This window comes from Streptomyces sp. NPDC042371 (assembly GCF_056437465.1).
Map to the genome: position 1 here is coordinate 526730 of NZ_JBWKAP010000001.1, position 18626 is coordinate 545355.

At 72.7% G+C, this 18626-nt stretch carries 15 protein-coding genes; 12 read left to right on the top strand and 3 right to left on the bottom strand.

Annotated features, from left to right (window positions below; all coding sequences use genetic code 11):
- Nucleotides 1–225: 225 nt before the first annotated feature.
- From AC068B_RS02410 to AC068B_RS02450, 9 genes are read left to right on the top strand one after another with little or no spacing between them, the layout of a single operon-like run.
- Complete coding sequence (locus tag AC068B_RS02410) at nucleotides 226–1410, top strand: glycosyltransferase family 4 protein (protein WP_478668463.1); 1185 nt, start codon at nucleotides 226–228, stop codon at nucleotides 1408–1410.
- Nucleotides 1407–2126 (top strand): class I SAM-dependent methyltransferase, encoded by a 720-nt coding sequence (locus AC068B_RS02415; RefSeq protein WP_107098211.1) that lies wholly within the window; start codon nucleotides 1407–1409, stop codon nucleotides 2124–2126. The genes AC068B_RS02410 and AC068B_RS02415 overlap by 4 nt, the downstream gene beginning before the upstream one ends.
- Nucleotides 2123–6565: an alpha-(1->3)-arabinofuranosyltransferase domain-containing protein gene (locus AC068B_RS02420; RefSeq protein WP_478668465.1), complete on the top strand. Its 4443-nt coding sequence runs from the start codon at nucleotides 2123–2125 to the stop codon at nucleotides 6563–6565. Before AC068B_RS02415 ends, AC068B_RS02420 begins: the two co-directional genes overlap by 4 nt.
- The gene (locus AC068B_RS02425; protein WP_478668466.1) at nucleotides 6562–7986 is read left to right on the top strand and encodes a condensation protein; all 1425 of its coding nucleotides are present in this window, start codon (nucleotides 6562–6564) and stop codon (nucleotides 7984–7986) included. The genes AC068B_RS02420 and AC068B_RS02425 overlap by 4 nt, the downstream gene beginning before the upstream one ends.
- Nucleotides 7983–8723, top strand: coding sequence for a class I SAM-dependent methyltransferase (locus tag AC068B_RS02430; RefSeq protein WP_478668468.1), 741 nt, complete (start codon nucleotides 7983–7985; stop codon nucleotides 8721–8723). The genes AC068B_RS02425 and AC068B_RS02430 overlap by 4 nt, the downstream gene beginning before the upstream one ends.
- A gap of 14 nt (nucleotides 8724–8737) precedes the next feature.
- Complete coding sequence (locus AC068B_RS02435; RefSeq protein ID WP_478668469.1) at nucleotides 8738–9646, top strand: hypothetical protein; 909 nt, start codon at nucleotides 8738–8740, stop codon at nucleotides 9644–9646.
- Nucleotides 9643–9870 (top strand): Trm112 family protein, encoded by a 228-nt coding sequence (locus AC068B_RS02440; RefSeq protein WP_468559440.1) that lies wholly within the window; start codon nucleotides 9643–9645, stop codon nucleotides 9868–9870. The genes AC068B_RS02435 and AC068B_RS02440 overlap by 4 nt, the downstream gene beginning before the upstream one ends.
- A gap of 13 nt (nucleotides 9871–9883) precedes the next feature.
- On the top strand, nucleotides 9884–10687 hold the full coding sequence (locus AC068B_RS02445) for an FkbM family methyltransferase (RefSeq protein WP_478668471.1): 804 nt from the start codon (nucleotides 9884–9886) through the stop codon (nucleotides 10685–10687).
- Nucleotides 10668–11270 carry a hypothetical protein gene (locus AC068B_RS02450; RefSeq protein ID WP_478668472.1) on the top strand — a complete coding sequence of 201 codons (603 nt, stop codon included), beginning with the start codon at nucleotides 10668–10670 and terminating at the stop codon, nucleotides 11268–11270. Before AC068B_RS02445 ends, AC068B_RS02450 begins: the two co-directional genes overlap by 20 nt.
- On the opposite strand, the gene AC068B_RS02455 is transcribed toward AC068B_RS02450, so the two are convergent.
- The gene (locus AC068B_RS02455; protein WP_478668473.1) at nucleotides 11260–11574 is read right to left on the bottom strand and encodes a hypothetical protein; all 315 of its coding nucleotides are present in this window, start codon (nucleotides 11572–11574) and stop codon (nucleotides 11260–11262) included. The genes AC068B_RS02450 and AC068B_RS02455 overlap by 11 nt on opposite strands.
- Before the next feature lie 309 nt (nucleotides 11575–11883).
- Here AC068B_RS02455 and AC068B_RS02460 point away from each other — a divergent pair, with 309 nt between their 5' ends.
- The 3 genes from AC068B_RS02460 (at nucleotide 11884) to AC068B_RS02470 (ending at nucleotide 14539) form a co-directional block, all read left to right on the top strand.
- Complete coding sequence (locus AC068B_RS02460) at nucleotides 11884–12789, top strand: LysR family transcriptional regulator (RefSeq protein WP_478668475.1); 906 nt, start codon at nucleotides 11884–11886, stop codon at nucleotides 12787–12789.
- Nucleotides 12790–12890: 101 nt separating this feature from the next.
- Complete coding sequence (locus tag AC068B_RS02465; protein WP_356262012.1) at nucleotides 12891–13460, top strand: cysteine dioxygenase family protein; 570 nt, start codon at nucleotides 12891–12893, stop codon at nucleotides 13458–13460.
- Nucleotides 13460–14539: a YeiH family protein gene (locus tag AC068B_RS02470; protein WP_478668476.1), complete on the top strand. Its 1080-nt coding sequence runs from the start codon at nucleotides 13460–13462 to the stop codon at nucleotides 14537–14539. The genes AC068B_RS02465 and AC068B_RS02470 overlap by 1 nt, the downstream gene beginning before the upstream one ends.
- Nucleotides 14540–14910: 371 nt before the next feature.
- On the opposite strand, the gene AC068B_RS02475 is transcribed toward AC068B_RS02470, so the two are convergent.
- Both AC068B_RS02475 and AC068B_RS02480 read right to left on the bottom strand, forming a co-directional pair.
- Nucleotides 14911–16179 carry an acyltransferase family protein gene (locus AC068B_RS02475; RefSeq protein ID WP_478668478.1) on the bottom strand — a complete coding sequence of 423 codons (1269 nt, stop codon included), beginning with the start codon at nucleotides 16177–16179 and terminating at the stop codon, nucleotides 14911–14913.
- Nucleotides 16176–18572: a glycosyltransferase gene (locus tag AC068B_RS02480; protein ID WP_478668480.1), complete on the bottom strand. Its 2397-nt coding sequence runs from the start codon at nucleotides 18570–18572 to the stop codon at nucleotides 16176–16178. The genes AC068B_RS02475 and AC068B_RS02480 overlap by 4 nt, the downstream gene beginning before the upstream one ends.
- Nucleotides 18573–18626: the final 54 nt, after the last annotated feature.

Sequence of the window (18626 nt, forward strand, 5' to 3'; positions counted from 1 at the left end):
CGCACCACACGAGCACCGCCCCCGGCACCACCCGAGCACCGCCCACGCACCACACCGGCACGACCGGCGCACCACCCCGCACAGGCTGGGCACCGCACGTCCGTGAGCCCCACGCTCCGCCCGCCCGGTCCGCTCCACCCCAGCAGGATCCGCAGAACCCAGCAGGACCGTTCCGCCCGACCGGACCCCCCACAGTTCCGCACCCTGAGACGAGTTGGAGCACGCATGCCCCAGCACGTACCGTCCTCGCTGCGCGCGGCCGCCCCACGCCGCGCGGAGCGTCTTCCGGCGCCGCCCCCACCACCGCGCCGGATCGTCTTCCTCGCCCACCGCGACCTCGGCAACCCGGCCGCGGGCGGCTCCGAACTCCTAGTCGACAGGCTCGCCGACGGCCTCAGCAAACTCGGCCACCAGGTCACCTTGCTGTGCGGCGGGCCCGCCGCCTACCGCGACTACCGCGTCGTCTCCGCAGGCGGAGACCTCGGCCACTACCTGCGGGCGCGCACCGCGTTCACCCGGCAGGTCGGCGACTGCGACCTGCTGGTCGAGGTCTGCAACGGCATGCCGTACCTGGCGCCGCTGTGGCACCGCGGGCCCACCCTCTGCCTGGTCAACCACGTCCACACCGACCTGTGGGGGATGCGCTTCCAGGGCGCGCTTGCCCCCGCGGCGCGGCTCGGCCGCAGGCTCGAACACTGGGCGCTCTCGGGCGCGCAGCGCGGCAATCTGCTCGTGGCCGTCTCACCGTCGACGGCCACGGCGCTGCGGGCCATCGGCGTCGAGCGGGAACGTATCCGCATCGTGCACAACGGCGTCGAGGAACCCGGGCCGCTGCACGCCCGCTCCGACGAGCCGCTGTTCCTCGCGATGGGACGGCTCGTCGAGTACAAGCGGATCGATCTGCTCCTGCGGCTGTGGGAGCGCGTCAGACCCGTCACGGGCGGCAGGCTCGTGATCGTGGGCGACGGCCCGGAGCGCCAGCGCCTGGAACAACTCGCGGGTCCCGGCGTGGAGTTCAGAGGTCACGTCTCCGAGGCGGAGAAGCACCGCCTGCTCTGTGAGGCCTGGATGCTGCTCCATCCGTCGGCCGTGGAGGGCTGGGGGCTCGTCATCACCGAGGCGGCGACCCGCTCGACGCCCTCGATCGGCTTCGACGTGCCCGGCGTGCGCGACTCCGTCGAGGACGGCGTGACCGGACTCCTCGCCAGGGGCGAGAGCTCCTTCGCCGCCGCCTGGTGCACCCTGGCGCTCAGCGCCGAGCGCCGCAGAGCCCTCGGCAAGGCGGCCGGGGAGCGGGCCGTGCAGTTCCGCTGGGGCAACACGGTCCGGCAGTTCCAGGCGGTGGCGGCCGAAGCGGTCGCCGCACACCAGGTGTCCCATGGACCCCCGACTCCCCAGAGGTCTGTGTGAAGGACCCTTCGCTGCGCCGTTCCGCCACCCTGTTCCGGGCCTTCCTGCGCGAACAGCAGGAGCCCGAGCGGTGCTACACGCTCCTCGCCCGCGACGCCGCCGACCAGGTCGAGGCGTACGTGCCGGTGAAGGACCGCGTCGTCGTCGACATCGGCGGCGGGGGCGGCTACTTCACCGAGGAGTTCCGGCGGCGCGGCGCGCAGTCCTTCCTCTTCGAGCCCGACCCGGCCGAGCTGGGGGCCAAGCCGCCCGAGGGCGCGGTCGTGGCCGACGGGTATCTGCTGCCGCTCGCGGACGGCGTCGCCGACGTCACGTTCTCCTCGAACGTCCTGGAGCACGTCGACGACCCGCAGACGTTCCTGAGCGAGATGGTCCGGGTCACCCGGCCCGGCGGGCTGATCTATGTCTCGTTCACCAACTGGCTGTCCCCGTGGGGCGGTCACGAGTGGGCGCCCTGGCACTACCTGGGCGCCGAACGGGCCAGGGCCCGCTATGAACGACGTACCGGCAAGGCCGCGAAACACACGCTCGGCGAGAACCTCTTCGTCCACCACGTCGGAGCGACCCTGCGCCAGGTGCGGGGCCGCGACGACGTGGAGATCGTGTCGGCGCGCTCCCGCTACTGGCCGTTCCTGGCCGGGGCGATCACCAAGGTGCCGGGTGTGCGCGAGATCGCGACCTGGAATCTCCTCCTCATCCTCAGGCGGTGTCCATGACCACGGTCCAGGCCCCACCCCCGGCGGCCGTAAGACCAACGACCGATGCCCCCGATCCCTCGCGGGGGCCGCGCTCGTGGCGCTGGCTCCTGGGGTTCTGGGCCGTGGTGTTCGTGCTCTTCCTCGCGGTGAAACCGGGGCGGATGACGTTCGACACCAAGCTCGGTGTCGCCGTCGACCCCTGGCAGTTCCTCTCCGACCTGGGGCAGCTCTGGCACGATCGGGGCGGCTTCGGCGGGATCCAGGACCAGTACGTCGGCTATGCGTTCCCGATGCTGCCGTTCTACGGGCTCGCCAAGCTCGTGCAGCTGCCGGTCTGGATCGCGGAGCGGCTCTGGTTCTCGCTGATCGTGGCGGTGGCCTTCTGGGGCGCGCTGCGGCTCGCCGAACGCCTCGGCATCGGCAGCCGCCAGAGCCGTCTCCTCGGCGCGGTGGTGTACGCGCTGTGGCCGACGTTCACCGTGGTCATCGGCTCCACTTCGGCGGCGGCGCTGCCCGGTGCCTTCCTGCCGTGGGTGCTGCTCCCGCTGACCAACGAGCGGATCAGCGCACGGCTCGCCGCCTGCCGCTCGGCGCTGGTCATCCCGTTCATGGGCGGCGTGAACGCGGCGGCGACGCTCGCGTCACTGCTGCCCGTGGGCCTCTACCTCCTCTCCCGCCCGAACGGCCCGCGCAAGCGGAAGCTGATCACCTGGTGGGTGCCGGGCGTCGTCCTGGCCACCGCCTGGTGGGTCGTACCGCTCCTGATGCTCGGCATCTACGGCGAGAACTTCCTGCCGTTCGTGGAGGATTCGGCCACCACGACCGGCACCATGTCGGCGACCGAGGCCCTGCGCGGCGCCGGTAACTGGGTGGCGTACCTGCACTTCGGCGAGGCCTGGCTGCCCGCGGGCTGGACGGTGGCGACGGCCGTCGTGACCATCGTCTGCTCGGCGCTCGCCGCGGGCATCGGCCTCGCGGGCCTGGCGCGGCGCGATCTGCCGGAGCGGCGCTGGCTGGTCCTGACGGTCCTCTCGGTCGTCCTGGTCACCCTCGCCGGGTACGGCGGCGCGTTCGGCGCCCCCTTCCACGGCACGGTCCAGTCCTGGCTGGACGGCGGGCTCGTCCCGTTCCGCAACATCTACAAGTTCCAGACGGGCCTCGCCCTCGCGCTCGTCCTCGGCCTGATGCACCTGGTGGGCGTGGCCGCGCAGGCGCGCGGGGCCCGGCGGGTGCGGGGCAGGCGGTACGCGCCGCTGATCGCGGCGGTCCTGGTCCTGCCCGGCCTCGCGCTGCCCTACTTCAACGGCTCGATCCTCCAGCCGGGTTCGTTCCAGAAGCTGCCCACGTACTGGCAGACGACGGCGGACTGGCTGGAGAAGTACTCGCCCGACTCGCGCGCCCTGGTCGTGCCCGCGACCGCGCACGGCATCTACACCTGGGGCTCCCCCATCGACCAGCCCCTCGACGTGCTCGCCGACTCGCGCTGGGCACAGCGCGACTACGTGCCGTTCGGCGCGCCGGGCAACCGGCGCGCGATGGACGCCGTCGAGAACGCGCTGATGACCGGGGCCGAAGTGCCGGGCCTGCGCGACTACGTGACGCGGGCCGGTCTGCACTACGTCGTCGTACGCAACGACCTCGACCCCGACCAGGTCGGCAACGTGCCCACCGCGACGGTCAAGCGCACCCTGGAGGAGTCCGGCTTCCGCCGCGTCACGGGCTTTGGCCCGCAGACCACCGGCGGCATCATCCCGAACGACACCCCGATCCAGGTGGAGGGCCTCTACCCGCGCCAGCGCGCGGTCGAGATCTACGCGCCCAAGGAAGGCACCGAGCGGCCGGGCCAGGCGGGCCTGAAGCCGGTGTCCAACACGGCGGTCGTCAGCGGCGGCCCCGAGGCCCTGCTGCCGCTCTCCGCCGACCCGTCGATGCGCGACCGCCCGGCCGTCCTGACCGGCGACAACCATCCGGGCATCGGGGCGCCGGGCCTCCAGGCGGTCGGTGACGGCATGCGCCGCGCCGACACCCGCTTCGGCCTGGTCAACTCCAACACCTCGTACACGTACGGGCGCAGCGAGCGGAACGCCGTCGACGCGCTGCAGAACCCGGACGAGAAGCCGCACCAGATCCTGCCGAGCAAGGGCATCGACCACCAGACGACGTCGGAGCTGCGGGGCGCCAAGTCGGTCTCGGCGTCCAGCTACGGCAACTGGCTCTTCCACCTGCCGCAGTACGACCCGGCGAACGCCTTCGACGGGAACCCGGCCACGGCCTGGGCGGAGGGCAGCACCGACTCCGCGGACGGCGAATGGATCAAGGCGGAGTTCAACTCGAAGGTCGCGATGCCGTCGTCCTTCCGCGTCACCCCGCTGCCGCAGGAGGGCACGCGTTCGGCGCCCACCCGGATCCGCGTCGAGACGGAGCAGGGCAGCGTCACGAGCCCCCTCCAGCCCAACGGACAGACCCAACGCGTCAAGGCGCGCCCGGGCTCCACGGACTTCGTCAAGATCACGATCCTGGACACCCAGGTGGCCCGCCCCGGCCTGACGGGCGCGGGCTTCTCGGAGATCACCATTCCTGACGTACGGATCACGCGCCTGCTCCAACTCCCGAAGGACGCAGAGAAGGCCACCGACGCCAAGGCGACCACGTACTCCTTGCACCGCACGGCCGATCCGGGCGCCTTCTCGCAGGTGGACACCGAGTCGGGGCTGCACCGCCGCTTCACGACGACGGCGGAGGGCGCGTACGACGTGAAGGCGAGCGCGGTGGCCGTGCCGGGCCGTGAACTCGACGAGCTGCTCTACAAGGTGGCGCCGGAGCAGGAGCAGCAGATCATCGCGACGGCCGACGCCACCGCGAAGCTCGGCAGCGGTCTCTCGCCGCGCAACCTCACCGACGGCGATCTGACCACGGCCTGGATCGCGGGCAGCGACAACCGGCCCGTCATCCACCTCAAGTGGCCGGACAAACAGCCGGTGGGCGAGCTCGTGCTGCCCGCGGCGGGCGGTCTGTCCACCCGGCCCGTGAAGATCGAGATCAGCTCGCCGGACGGCGCGGCGACCGCGGGCGTGGACGAGAACGGCAACGCCCGCTTCGCGCCGATCACCACCGACCAGATGGACATCACCATCACGGAGACCGCTCCGCTGACGGTCCACAACCCGGTGGCGGACGCCAACCTCCAACTGCCCGTGGGCCTCACCGAGGTGTACGTCCCCGCGCTCGACAAGTACCGCACCAAGCAGCCCGACCCCGAGGACCGCTTCAAGCTGCCGTGCGGCCAGGGCCCGACGATGTCGATCGACGGCGAGCTGTACGAGACGAGCGCCAAGGGCCGCATCCAGGACCTCACCGACCGGCGCCCGGTGGACATCACGCTCTGCCGACAGGGCGAGGAGGCCCCCGCGATCCGCCTCGGCGCGGGGGCGCACAGCCTGGAGACGGGCGACGCGGGCCCGCTCGCCGTCATGGACGCCTCCCTGACCACCGGCACGCCGGGCACGCTCGACACCGCCTCCCGTGACCTACAGGTCAAGGACTGGCTGGGCGACCGCCGCGAGCTGAAGGTCGGCGCGGGCGCGGCCTCGTACCTCACCACGTACGAGAACGTGAACGACGGCTGGAAGGCCACGCTCAACGGCAAGGAGCTGACCTCCGTGCGGCTCGACGGCTGGCAGCAGGGCTGGCTGGTGCCGAACGGCGAGGGCGGCACGGTCAAGCTGACCTACGAGCCCTCGCAGCTCTACGAGATCGGCCTGATCCTGGCAGGCATCGGCGTCCTGGCCCTGCTGGCGCTGGTCCTGGTGCGCCGCCGCGACCCCAACACCGACGCCCCCTCCGCGGCGCCGCCCGCCCCCGGGCTCATCCTCGGCACGGTGGCGCTGACGCTGGTGGCCGTGGTGATTGCGGGCCCCTTCGCGCTCCTGGTCCCCGCACTGGCCCTCCTGGCCCACTGGCGGCACGCGCTCCTCGTGCCGATCGCGTTCCTGGCGATGGCGGGGGCGGGCATCGCAGCGGCAACGGGCGCGGGCGAGCCGATCGCATCCGACGAGGGAGCGTTCGGCCCGGCGGCTCAACTCCTGGCTCTCATCGCCGTATTCGCGGCTCTGGTGTCGGTGAAGGAGACACGCCCCCGCACCACGAATACGTTGGAGTACGCCCCGGACACGACTGACGGCGGCGACCCCCCGCCATACGCACCCGCACCCGCCCCCGACCCGGCGACGCTGCCACTCGCCCCGGACCACGCCCCGGCCGGTCAGGCGCCCCCGCTCCCCCGCCGCAAGCGAGACGGGGACGGCCCGGACGGCTCACCGGAAGCAGCCGCGGGCCCGACGGTCTCGGCCCGGGGCCCCGCGTCGGCCCAGCCGGAGCCCGCGCCGCCGGGCCGCAGGACGGTGCGCTTCCCGCGCCGCAGGCGTACGTCCACGACAGGAGAAGGCACCCAGCGATGACCGCACTGGAACACCCGGCACGGCGCGCGGACGGCCCCGGGCGGCCCCCTGCGCGCGTGCCGTTCCCCGTCGTCGACGAGGTCTCACGGCACTGCCTCCAGGAGGAGGAGCCGGAGACCGTGCACATCGAGGTGCACCTGCCGGGCACCCCGGACCCGGACCGCCTCCGGGCCGCCTTCACCGAGGCCCTGCGCCGCCACCCGCGCATCCTGATGCGGGAGGCGCGCGGCCCTTGGTACCGCCGCCGCTACGAGTGGGAGCTCACCCCGGACCCGGACCTGGAGGTGGTGACGTTCCCACCCCCAGAACCCGACGCCCTGAAACGCGCCCGAGAACGCGCCCTGGCCGAAGCACCACCCCTCACTTCCTCACCCCCGATCCGCCTGGAGGTGGTGGCAGCCCCACCCCCACCGGCGGAAAGCCGCGAGACGGGCCCGAGGGGGCGCCCGGAAACAACAGAGCGCACACCCGCCGCCCCAGGCTCCGTCCTCTTCCTCACGATCAACCACACGGCCCTGGACGGCCCGGCCTGCCTCCGCGTACTGGCCACCGCAGCCGAGCTGTACGGCGGCAAGGACAACTCCCCGGCGGCACCTCCCACCCGAGCCCCCGCCGCACCACAGGCACCAGAGGAGCCCCCGTCCGACGCCCCCTCGGGATGGTCACCCCCGGCCCGGGTGTCGAAGGGCACCCCGGAGCCCTCCCCCGGCAACGGCATGCTCGTGGCGGAGCTCCCCGTCCCCCGCCGCCCGAAGGGCTCCCCCTTCACGGTGAACGACCAGCTCATGGTCGCGACCGCGCTGATGATCGCGCACTGGAACCGTGAACACGGGGCCCGCCCCCGCCCGTTCCGCATCACGATGCCCGTGGACGACCGCCCCCGGGACGCCACCATGCCGATAGGCAACGGCACGCGACTGGTCGAAGTCCCTTTCACCGCAGCCGATTTGACCAAACGCGACTGGACCCCGGAGGCAACCCGAGACCTCCTGCGCCGCACCTCCGAGCGAACCCGCGCCCTCAAGGCGCTCTCCCGCCCCCAACTGGGCTACGGCGCCGCCCTCCTGACCGCCCCGGTCCTACCCGTCGCCCTCAGAGCCGCCGTCACCCGCGGCCTGCGCAGGGCCGCCGCCCCCTGGACGTCGACCACGCTCCTGAGCAACATCGGCCGCGTCCCCTACGCCCTGGACTTCGGCGACGCGGGCCGCGCGCACGCCGTCTGGTTCTCCGCGCCCGCCCGACTGCCGCGCGGCCTGACCGTGACGACGGCGTCGACGGCGGGCCGACTGCACCTGGCCCTGCGCTGGTCGAGAACGCTGCTCAGCCACGGCGACGGCGCCCACCTGCGCGACCTCTTCGAGCACTACCTCCACGCGACGGAACACACCGAACCCCAGGAGACCCACGGGGGGCCCATGTGACCGCAACCGCAACAAACCAACGCCCCAAGGGACTAAGGGACTTCTACGAGAACCCGGCCGTCCCCGTCGCATCCGGCGACGCCCGCACCATCCGCCAGGCCCGCATCCTCGCCGCCGCGCTGGGCCCCGCCACCACCCGTACCGCCACGGTCCTGGACATCGGCTGCGGCGACGGCACGGCGGCGGCGACCGCGGCGCCGCTCCTCGCGGGCCACCGCGTCGTGGGCGTGGACTGGTCGCAGGACGCGCTGAAGCGCGCGCACGCCAGGCTGCCCTACGTGGTGCGCGGCGAACTCACGGGCGGCGGGCTGCCGTTCGCCGACGGGGCGGCCGACGCCGTGCTGTTCAGCGAGGTGGTCGAGCACCTGGTCGACCCGGACAGCGCGCTGGACGAGCTGCGAAGGGTACTGCGCCCGGGCGGTCACCTGATGCTCTCCACCCCGAACCTCGCCGCCTGGTACAACCGCGGCCTGCTCCTCGCAGGCGTGCAGCCGGTCTTCTCCGAGGTGAGCCTGCGCGCGATCCACGGCCGCCCAGGCAAAGAGGTCGTGGGCCATCTGCGGCTGTACACGGCGCGCGCCCTGCGCGAGTTCGTGGCCGCCTCCGGCTTCGAGGTCGTCCGCCTGTCGGGCGCGCCCTTCCACGGGGTGCCACGCCCGCTGCGCGCCCTGGACCGGCTGGCCTGCGCCGTGCCCAGCGCGTCCTCGATCCTCCTGCTGCACGCCCGAAAGGCCTGATCATGTGGTGGGGCGTGGCCGCGGCACTGATCGCGAACCTGCTCTACAGCACGGGATTCGTCCTGGAAAAGCGAGCGTTGACGGCGATGCCGTCGGTGAGCGTCCGCAACCCCGCAAGACTGCTGAGGCAGGTCCTTGGCAGCCCCCTGTGGATCGGCGGTTCACTGTCCCTGGCGGCGGGCTTCGGGGCGCAGCTGGCCGTGTACCGCACGCTGCCGATCGCCGCGGCGCAGGGCATCTTCGTCTCCGGCCTGGTCCTGCTCCTGCTCCTCTCCTCCGTCCTGCTTGGCGAACGCACCTCGGGCCGCGAGCGGTACGCGGTCGGCGGGATCCTGCTCGCGCTGCTCATGGTGGTCCTCTCGCTCAGCGAGGACAGCGACACGGTCGGGCACGGCGCGCCCGTGCCGCTGATCCTCACGGTGTGCCTGCCGTCGCTCGCGGCGGGCGTCTGGCTGTACGGCTCCGCGGAGCGCCGTGCCAGGCACCGGCACCGCATGCCGACGGCGGGCGTCGAGTACGGCGTCGCGGTGGGGCTGCTGTACGGGGTGAGCTCGCTCGCCATCAAGGGCGTGTCCAGCTATCTGACGACGGAGGACATCGGCGGCGCGATCGGCGACCTGCTGCGCTCGCCGTACCCCTATCTGCTGCTCTTCACCGGCGCGTTCGGCCTGATCATGTCGCAGGCGGCCCTGCAGCGCTGCCGGGCGTCCCTCATCGTCCCCGTGTGCACGACGGTGACCTCGCTGTTCACGGCGGTGCTCGGGACGCTGGCGTTCGGCGAGGCGCTGCCGCACGAGCCGGTGCGTCTGACGCTGCGCATCGCGGGCACGGTCCTCGCCGTCTCCGTCCTCCTCGCCATGCCGAAGCACGACGCGACATCTCCCCCACCCTCGACCGTTCCCAAGGAGTTGACCAGCGGATGAACCCCGAAGACCCGCTGCTGAAGATCCTCGCGTGCCCGCTGGACAAGGGCCCGCTGCACCTGCTGACCGCGGCGGAACCCCTCGTACCGGAGGAGTCGCTCTACAACCCGCGGCTGCGGCGCCGCTATCCGGTCGTCGACGGCATACCGCAGCTGCTGCCGTCCTCCGGCGAGCAGGTCCCGGAGGACGAGCACGAGCAACTGCTCAAGCGAATGTCCCCGTGACGAGGGGGTGCGCATGACTTTCGCCGCCCGTGTGGCGCCCTTCGTCCCCGACCGTCTGATCGCCTCCCTGGCGCGGCTCGTCTATCCGCGCTTCGAGCCGGAGCTGGGACGGCTCGCCGATCTCTGCCCGCCGGGCTGCGGCACCGCCGTGGACGTCGGCGGCTGGTACGGCCCGTGGTCGCGCCGTCTCGCCTCGCGGGCGGACCGCGTGGTGACCGTCGAGCCGGTGCCGCACCTGGCGCGGCTCCTCGCCGCCAGCACGCCCCGCAACGTCCGGGTGATCCAGGCGGCGGCGACGGACCGGCCGGGCACGGCCCGGCTCTGGCTGCCGCGCGGCGACCGCGGCGAGAGAGGCGTGTCGTCGCTCGTCCGGCGCGACATCCACGACGTGGCCGTGGACGTGCCGTGTCTGACGCTGGACGGCCTCGGCCTGCGGGACGTCCACTTCGTCAAGATCGACGTGGACGGCAACGAGCTGCAGGTGCTGCGCGGCGCGCACCAGCTGATCACCCGCGACCGCCCGGCGATCTTCCTGGAGCTGGAGTCGCGGATCCAGCCGATCGCGCCGATCGTGGAGCTCCTGACCAGCCACCACGGCTACCGGGGCTGGGTGCTGCCGCACGACAGCTGGCTGCCGCTCGACGCGTTCGACCTGGAGACGCACCAGGCGGGCACCTCGTACGTCGTGACGCAGGGCCTGCTGCGGCGGGTCCTGACACCGAGACACCCCCGGTACGTCAACTCGGTCCTGTTCCTTCCCGACGGGCACCGCCCGGGAACGCTCGCGGTGCGCGACGATGGGGTGCATGCCCGCTAGCTCCGCCCCTGCCCCCGGTCCGTTCACCGCGCTGGACTTCCAGCTGGTCCTGCTGCGCCGGATGGCCGACCACAACCCCGGCCTGGTGGAGGACGCACGGCACGATCTTGGCGTCTCCATCGCGGAGATGCGGGAGGCCAACCGGCGCTGGCAGGCGATGACCCGGTCGTCGCGGTCCCGGGGCGCGGCCTCCCGGTACCGCTCGGTGCTCGGCCCGCCCGAGGTGAAGGACCGCCGCCGGATCGGCGACCTGGAGTGCGAGGCGCTGCTCTGGCCGGTGCCGCTCTGGCCCGACCTGCGCTTCGAGGTGCTGCGGGCGCCGAACGGGGCGGTGTGGAACGAGTGGCTGGTGCGCGCGCCGGGCACACCGGGCCCCGAGCTGCGCACGCTCGACGACCTCGCCCCCTGGTCGTGCACGGTCGACGAGGCGGCCCGCGCCTTCGCCCCGGCGCGTCCCATGGAGGGGACGGCGCCGACGCGATGGGGCCTGGCGTTCGATGCGGTGGACGCGAGCGGTGAACCGCGGCACTGCGTGGCGGAGTTCACCTGGGGGCTGCTGCAGCGGGTGGGCGTCAGAGAATGAAGACGCTCTGCGCGGTCTCCGTGTAGTACGTCTCGCCCGGGTACACGAGCCATTCGACCGGGCCGGTGCAGTGGGGCCCGGAATGGACCTCGGCGATGGCATCCGTGTTGTTGGTGACCGAGGTCGGGAACCAGTCGACCCCGTAGCAGCCGCTCGGATCCACGTAATTCTGGCCGTTGATGTTGAGGATCCCCTCCGCCGCGTACGCCGAAGTCGGCACGGAAAGGGCGAGTGCCGCGGCCGCCGCGAGCACCCCGAGCGTCTTGGTCACCTTGGCCACCATGGTCATGCGTCGTCGATTCATGTAGCTAAAAGTAATGGATCAAACACAGCACGTAACCAGCGCGCGGGAGCAGACCCGCCGTGGTCGCGCGCCGTTCACACTCCCCTCACCATCCCCCCGGAACCGCCAGAGCACCTCCACCCCAGATGCCCCAACTGCTGGTCAGGCAGGGGAAGTTCGCCCCCCGGCAAGCAAGCAGGCCACGGGGAAGCGCCCCTTCGACAAGGCCGTGGGGTCCTTCACTCCGTGACACCCGCACCCCTTGCCGCTGGGGCAAAAGCCGGACCCCGGCCTTGTTCGCCGCCTCCAACATCTGCTTATGATTCAGCGGTGTTCGATTCACGGCACATCAAGACGTTCCACGAGGTGGTCCGGGCCGGTTCGTACTCGGCGGCCGCCCGCTCCCTCGGCTATACCCAGCCCGCGATCACCCAGCAGATGAAGGCCCTCGAACGGTCCGTCGGCACCCCGCTGTTCACCCGCGTCGGCCGCCGCATGCGCCTGACCGAGGCGGGCGAGGCACTGTCGCGGCACGCGGGGATCATCCTGGACGACATCTCGGCCGCCCAGCAGCAGATGAACGCGATCACGCGGCTGCGCTCGGGACGGGTCCGGGTCTGCGCGTTCCCCAGCGCCAACGCGACGCTCATCCCGGAGGCCCTGGCCCGGCTCGCCTCCGGACATCCGGGCGTGCGCGTGGAGCTCCTGGAGGACGAGCCGCCCGAGTCGCTGCGGCGCGTGGTGCGCGGCGAGTGCGACATCACGCTCGCCTTCACCTATCCCGGCCTGCACGACGAGGTGCCGGCGGAGCTGGCGGAGATCCCGCTGATGGAGGACCAGCTGACCGTGCTGCTGCCGTCCGGGCACCGCATGGCACGCCAGCGTTCGGTGAAGCTCGCCGAGCTGGCCGAGGAGCGGTGGATCGCGGGCTGCCCGCGCTGCCGCGCCAACTTCCTGCACGAGTGCGCCGAGCTGGGCTTCGCGCCCGAGATCGCGTTCACCACCGACGACAACCTGGTGGTGCAGAGCTTGGTCGCCGAGGGGCTCGGCATAGCGATGATGCCGGGCCTCGTCCTGAACTTCCTCTGCCACCGCAAGGTGACGGGCCGCGCCCTGGACCCGGCATCGCGGCGCCAGGTGTCGGCGTACGTCCTCAAGGAGCATCTGCGGATCCCGGCCACCGCCCTGGTCCTCGACGAGCTGCGGACGGTGGCCGCCAACCGCGTCGGCTGCTGATCGCTCACCCCTCCCCCGCGCGCTTCCCATAAGCGGAAGTTGGGGGGTTGCCAAAAGACTGTCGTTGGACGTGATGGATCGGGCGGCGCGACGCTGCCCGTATGACGACCCCGACCGCCTACCGGGCCGCCCGGACCACAGAGCGCCTCGACACCCTCGTCGCCGACGTGCGCGAGGCCGTGGGGCGCGGCCTGCCTCCCGACCTGACCGCGTACCTGGTCGGCGAACGGCTCGCCCCCCATCTCGGCAACGCCGACCTGCTCACCGACGAACAGCGCGAGGGCGACCCCAAGCACTACCGCCAGCACGTCCTGCACGCCGAGCACGACGGCAGCTTCTCCATCGTGGCGCTGGTCTGGCTGCCGGGGCAGCGGACCTCCGTCCACGACCACGTGTCGTGGTGCGTCACGGGCGTGCACGAGGGCGAGGAGCAGGAGCGGCGCTACCGCCTGGTGCCCGCCGCCGGGCCCGGGGGCGCCGCCCGCCTCGTCGCCACGGAGGACGTCGTCAACCCGCAGGGCTCGGTGTGCGGCTTCGCGCCCCCCGGCGACATCCACCGGGTGTGGAACGCCTGCGGGACGCTCGCGATATCGATCCACATCTACGGCGCGGACATAGCCCGGCTCGGCAGCAGTGTCCGCCGGGTGTACGAGCTCCCGGCCGACCGGTAATGGCGCTGCTCGGGGAGCGCACCGGAAGGTCCCGCAACCACCCCGTCGCGTCCACCGCGCCCCCGCGGCGCACTCCGCGCAAGCTGCCGGGGCTGACACTGGCCGCGGTCGGCGTCGCCGTGGCGTGGGGCGTGCACCACCTCGTGCCGGGCATCCCGATGCTCACCGCGGCCGTGGTGCTCGGCATCGCGGCGGCCCATGTGCCGGGCGCGGCCCATGCGTTCGTGCGCGGTCCCGGCAAGGCCGGTCTGACGTTCGCGGGCAAGCGGCTGATGCGGGTCGGCGTCGTGCTGCTCGGTCTGAAGCTGAGCCTGGACGACGTACTCGGGCTCGGCTGGGCGTCGGTCGTCATGGTGCTCTGCGTGGTCGCGGTCACCTTCTTCGGCACCTGGTGGCTGGGCCGCCGCATGGGGCTGCAGGGCGACCAGCCGCTGCTGATCGCCACCGGCTACTCGATCTGCGGCGCCTCCGCGATCGGCGCGGTCAGCGAGGTCTCCGAGAGCGACGAGCGGGACACGGCCACCTCGGTGGCGCTCGTGACCCTGTGCGGCACGCTCGCGATCGCCGTACTGCCGCTGCTGCAGGGCCCGTTGGGGCTCAGCGACGCGGAGTTCGGGCGGTGGGTCGGGGCGAGCGTGCACGACGTGGGCCAGGTCGTGGCGACCGCGCAGACGGCGGGCGCCGGGGCGCTGGGCGACGCGGTCCTGGTCAAGCTGATGCGGGTCGCCCTGCTCGCGCCGCTCGTCGCGGCGGTGGCCCTCTCGGTACGAGCGCGTCGGCAGGGGCGCGGCTCCGCCGAGGGGGCCGCGGGCGCCAAGCGCCCGCCCCTGGTGCCGCTCTTCGTCGTCGGCTTCCTCGCCATGGTGGCGCTGCGCACCACCGGGTGGCTGCCAGGTGGGGCGATCGACGCGGCACAGACGGCGCAGGAACTCCTGCTGGCCGCCGCCCTGTTCGGACTCGGCAGCGCGGTCGACCTGCCGTCCCTGACGCGTACGGGCGGCCGGGTCGCGGCGCTCGGGCTCGTCTCGTGGGGCGTGATCGCGGGGATCTCGTACGTGGGTGTCGTACTGACCTACTGAGGCCGGGGGCAGCCGGAGACAGCCGGGATACGAACAACAGATCCGAACGGCTGGGCAGTTGTTCCCTGGAACAGGTGATCGTGGCGCCAGGAATTGCGCGGGGCCCCCGTGATTGACGATGCTTACGGTGCGCAAGCGACGGGCTGCAGACCGTGACCGCGCACCCGGCCCATGTCCCATACAGGGCCGGGGAGTTGTTCCGAAAAGTCCCACAAGGAGAAGCACCACCATGAACCTCATCACTGACGTCGTCGCCGGTCTCGCCCACTTCCTCGGCTGGCTCGTCTGACGTCACCCGTACCGCATCGCGGCGACGCCGCCTCCCCCCGTCCCACGGGGGAGGCGGCGTCGCCTTGTGCGTGCCGTCCGGGTCAGCGGACCGTGGTGGCCTCGCTCTCCGCGCCGGGGTAGAACTCCCGCGCCCGGCCCCTGCCGTCCTTCGCCCGGCCCAGCAGGCCCGCCGGATACTCCACGAACCAGTAGCTCGCCGTCCCCACCGCGAGGGCCACGAGGACCACGACGAGCACCGCGACCGGGAAGCCCGCCTGCGCCGACGGCAGCAGCCCCGCCTTGTCGAGCTGCAGCATCACCGGCTCGTGCCAGATGTAGAGGCTGTAGCTGATCAGCCCCACGCCCGTGACCCAGCGAGCCCGCAACAGGCCGTGCCAGCGCACCCGTTGGCGCTCCCGGTGCCGGATGTGGAGCGTCGCGTACAGCAGCGCGGACCAGAAGACGGCGGCGATCGGGTGGTAGAAGGTCTGCGCGGGGTTCCCCGGGTCGGAGAGGTACGACAGGGTGAGCAGCCCGCCGAGCGCCGCGGCCGACAGGGCGCTCGCCCACCGGGCGCGCAGCCTGCCCCGGTCGTCGCCGAGCGCCGTCAGCAGGACGGCGAGGGCCATGCCCGCCGCGAAGCCGCCGAAGCGGGCCTGCGGCCCGAAGTACACCGGCCAGTCGGTGTGCGGCACGTCGAAGACGTAGCGCGCGCAGAAGATCCACACGAGCGGCACGGCGAAGAGGACCGCGCACCCCGCCGCACAGAGCGCCGTCCTGGCCCGCCGGGTCCGCAGCCCCCGGCAGGCCCGCACCGCGAGCGGCCCGAGCGCCACGAGGACCAGATAGAAGGCGACCTCCAGGGAGAGCGACCAGGTCGGGCCCAGCGTGTAGAAGATCCGGTCGCGGTCGAAGACGTGCGTGAACGTGAGGTGTTCGACCAGGTCCCGCCAGTCCCCCGGCAGGGTCGGGTTGCGCATCGACCAGACGACGAGGACCGCCAGGAAGTACAGCGGCAGGATGCGGATCGCGCGCCGGAAGAGGAACACCCGCCCCGGCCTGACCGAGCCCTCCTTCCCGTCGATGGCCGCTCGCGCGTACGACAGCGTGAGCAGGTACGCCGACATCACGAAGAAGAGGTCGATCACTTCGAGGGAGAGCAGCGCGCCGACGTACGGGTTGTCGACCGGCGCGTGCGAGCCCGCCGCGTCGTAGGTGTAGTACTGCTGCCAGACGTGGAAGACGACCGTGCTGAGCGCGGCCAGGCCCCGGAAGCCCTGGAGTTCGAGCGCGCGGCCGCGGGTCTGCGGCTCCCGGCGCTCGGGGGCGCGGGGCGGGGCCGTCGTCTCGGGGGCGACGAGCGAGGTCACGAACCCCCTCCCGTACCGGCCGTCCCCGCGGCGGCGACGGCCCGCGGGGTGACGCGCCACTGCCGGTCGCCGAGCGCCTCCTTCAGATGGGCGGCGCGCGCCACCATGTTCTTGAAGTGGGTGTAGAAGAACGTCGACACGAAGAGGTAGCGCCAGAACCAGCTCTTGCGGCGGCGCAGTTCGGGCACCGCGAGCCGCCACGCGAACGCCGCCTGCACCAGACCGGCCGACATCGTGACGGCGGCCGCGATCAGGCAGACGGGGACGGCCCAGTCGAGCCGGTCCGCGCCGCCCGCGCGCCAGGCCGCGTGCAGCAGGATCGGCAGGATCTGCAGCGTCAGCCACGGCTGGACCTCGCGCCAGCCGAGCAGGACGAACAGACCCGCTTTCTGGCGGCGTGTGAAGACCGGCGAACGCAGCCCGCGCCACAGGTGTTCGAGCGAGACCTGGAGCCAGCCCTGCGCCCAGCGCGAGCGCTGGTTCCACAGGGGCTTCAGCATCGTCGGGGCGAGCTCGCGGGAGATGAGGGTGCGGTCCGTGGCGATGCGGGCGCCCGCGGACAGGGCGCGCATCGTGGAGTCGATGTCCTCGGTCAGCATCGAGCCGTGCATGCGCGTCCTGGCGAGCAGGTCGGTGCGCCAGAAGCCGTTGGAGCCGCCGAAGACCCCGAAGCCGTACAGCCGGGTGCGGCCGGGGTGGCTGACCGCATAGATCGCCTCGAACTCGACGCCCACCAGCTTCGCGACCCAGGAGCTCTCTCCGTTGCGTATGACGCAGTGCCCCTGCACCACGTCGTAGCCGTTGGACAGCCAGTCCCAGGCGTGCCGGAACGCGTCCGGCGCCGGATGGTGGTCGGCGTCGAAGATGCCGACGAACTCGCCGCGCACCCGCGTCACCGCCGCGTTGAGGTTCTGCGCCTTGGACGTGCTGCCCGCCACAGGCAGCAGCACCAGGCGCGGGTCGCGCCGCGCCATGTCGCGCAGCGTCTCCTCGACAGGCAGCGGGTGCGGGGTGTTGTACGCGAGGACGATCTCCAGCTCGTCGGGATAGTCCAGGCGCAGGAACGATTCGACGGTGTCGACGATCGTCGCCGCCTCGTTCGGCAGATACGCCGCGATGACCGCGCTCGCCGCCGGGTAGGGCTGACCCGGCGCTTTTGGGCGTGGCTTCGCGTCGAGCGAGAAGAGGCATTCGAGGACGATGAGCAAGGCGGACGTCACAAGCCCCGCGACGACCACCCAGTACGCGACCGCCGCCGCGTCCCAGCCCATGGCGTACGCCTGTTGGTAGAGCAGGAACGGCACGCCCACGCCGAGTGCCAGCATCAGGACGGGCGAGAGCAGCGGCGCCACCGCCGAGAGCAGGCCGCGCAGGCCGGGCCGCGCGCGGCGGTGACCGGGCGCGGCGGCGGTCCGCATCCACGGCTCGTAGCGCACGGGCCGCAGGTCGCGGTGGCGCAGGGCCTCCTCGGCGGCGTCCCGCGCCCGCTCGGCGGCCAGCGCGCTCGCGCCCTTGCCGGTACAGGCGGTAAGCGGGGCCCAGCCGACCGCCGGGGTGAGCCGGACGTTCTCGTCGGCGACGACGAACCGCGTTCCGGCGACGGAGTCCGCGAACTCGCGCAGGGTCTCGGTCGCCGTCTCCTCGTCGACGCCCGGCATCAGCACGAGGAGGCGCCCCTCCTCGTCCCAGCCGAGCCGGTCGCAGACGCTGCCCAGCCTGCCCCGGGCCTCCGGCTCCGTCCGGGCCGGTGCTGCCCCGTTGCCGACCTGGGCGAGCCGCTCGGCGATCTCGCGCCGCACGCGCGGCCCGAGGCGGGTCTCCAGCGCCTCGGTCTCCGCGACGCGGACCACGGCGAGGACGCCGCCGCGCCGGGCGGCGGCGGGCCGCTGGAGTTCGCGGTCGAGTTCGGCCATGAAGTGGGGCGCCGAGTACAGGCCGGTGCGCGGGTCGAGGAGCAACTGGTCGGCAGGAACCGGGACCCGGTGCAGCTTGGCCGCGATGCGGGCGGACAGCTCGTCCGGGTCGAAGGCCTCCGTCACGCAGTCGTCGGCGCCGTGCCGCAGGAGCTCGGCGACCGTCGCGGGGGTGCGCGCCGCGGTGACCATGACGAGCGGGAGCGCCTGGCCCGCCGGGTCCGCGCGCACCTCCCTGATGACGTCGCGGCCCTGCCTGCGGCCGTCGGGCCCGTCGTCGAGGGCGACGATCGCGTCGGGCGGCGCCTGCCTGACCTGACGGTGCACGTCGCCGGGGACGGCGTGTGTGACCTCGTGGCCGGTGAGGCGGAGGGTGCGGGTGAGCTGTTCCCGGCCGGGTCCGGGGGCGCCGACCGCGAGCACGTGGGGGTGGCCCGTCGGCGCGGGGTCGGGGGTGGTGGACTGGTGCGGTATGAGCACCTGTCGAGAGGGGGGCGAGGGGGGCGAGGGGGGAGAGGCGTCGGGACGCCTCAG

What these genes read in the sequence shown, in the direction of transcription:
- AC068B_RS02455 (WP_478668473.1), bottom strand. Translation starts at nt 11,574, where the DNA reads ATGAATCGACGACGCATGACCATGGTGGCCAAGGTGACCAAGACGCTC.
- AC068B_RS02425 (WP_478668466.1), top strand. Translation starts at nt 6,562, where the DNA reads ATGACCGCACTGGAACACCCGGCACGGCGCGCGGACGGCCCCGGGCGG.
- AC068B_RS02410 (WP_478668463.1), top strand. Translation starts at nt 226, where the DNA reads ATGCCCCAGCACGTACCGTCCTCGCTGCGCGCGGCCGCCCCACGCCGC.
- AC068B_RS02445 (WP_478668471.1), top strand. Translation starts at nt 9,884, where the DNA reads ATGACTTTCGCCGCCCGTGTGGCGCCCTTCGTCCCCGACCGTCTGATC.
- AC068B_RS02450 (WP_478668472.1), top strand. Translation starts at nt 10,668, where the DNA reads ATGGGGTGCATGCCCGCTAGCTCCGCCCCTGCCCCCGGTCCGTTCACC.
- AC068B_RS02440 (WP_468559440.1), top strand. Translation starts at nt 9,643, where the DNA reads ATGAACCCCGAAGACCCGCTGCTGAAGATCCTCGCGTGCCCGCTGGAC.
- AC068B_RS02420 (WP_478668465.1), top strand. Translation starts at nt 2,123, where the DNA reads ATGACCACGGTCCAGGCCCCACCCCCGGCGGCCGTAAGACCAACGACC.
- AC068B_RS02470 (WP_478668476.1), top strand. Translation starts at nt 13,460, where the DNA reads ATGGCGCTGCTCGGGGAGCGCACCGGAAGGTCCCGCAACCACCCCGTC.
- AC068B_RS02465 (WP_356262012.1), top strand. Translation starts at nt 12,891, where the DNA reads ATGACGACCCCGACCGCCTACCGGGCCGCCCGGACCACAGAGCGCCTC.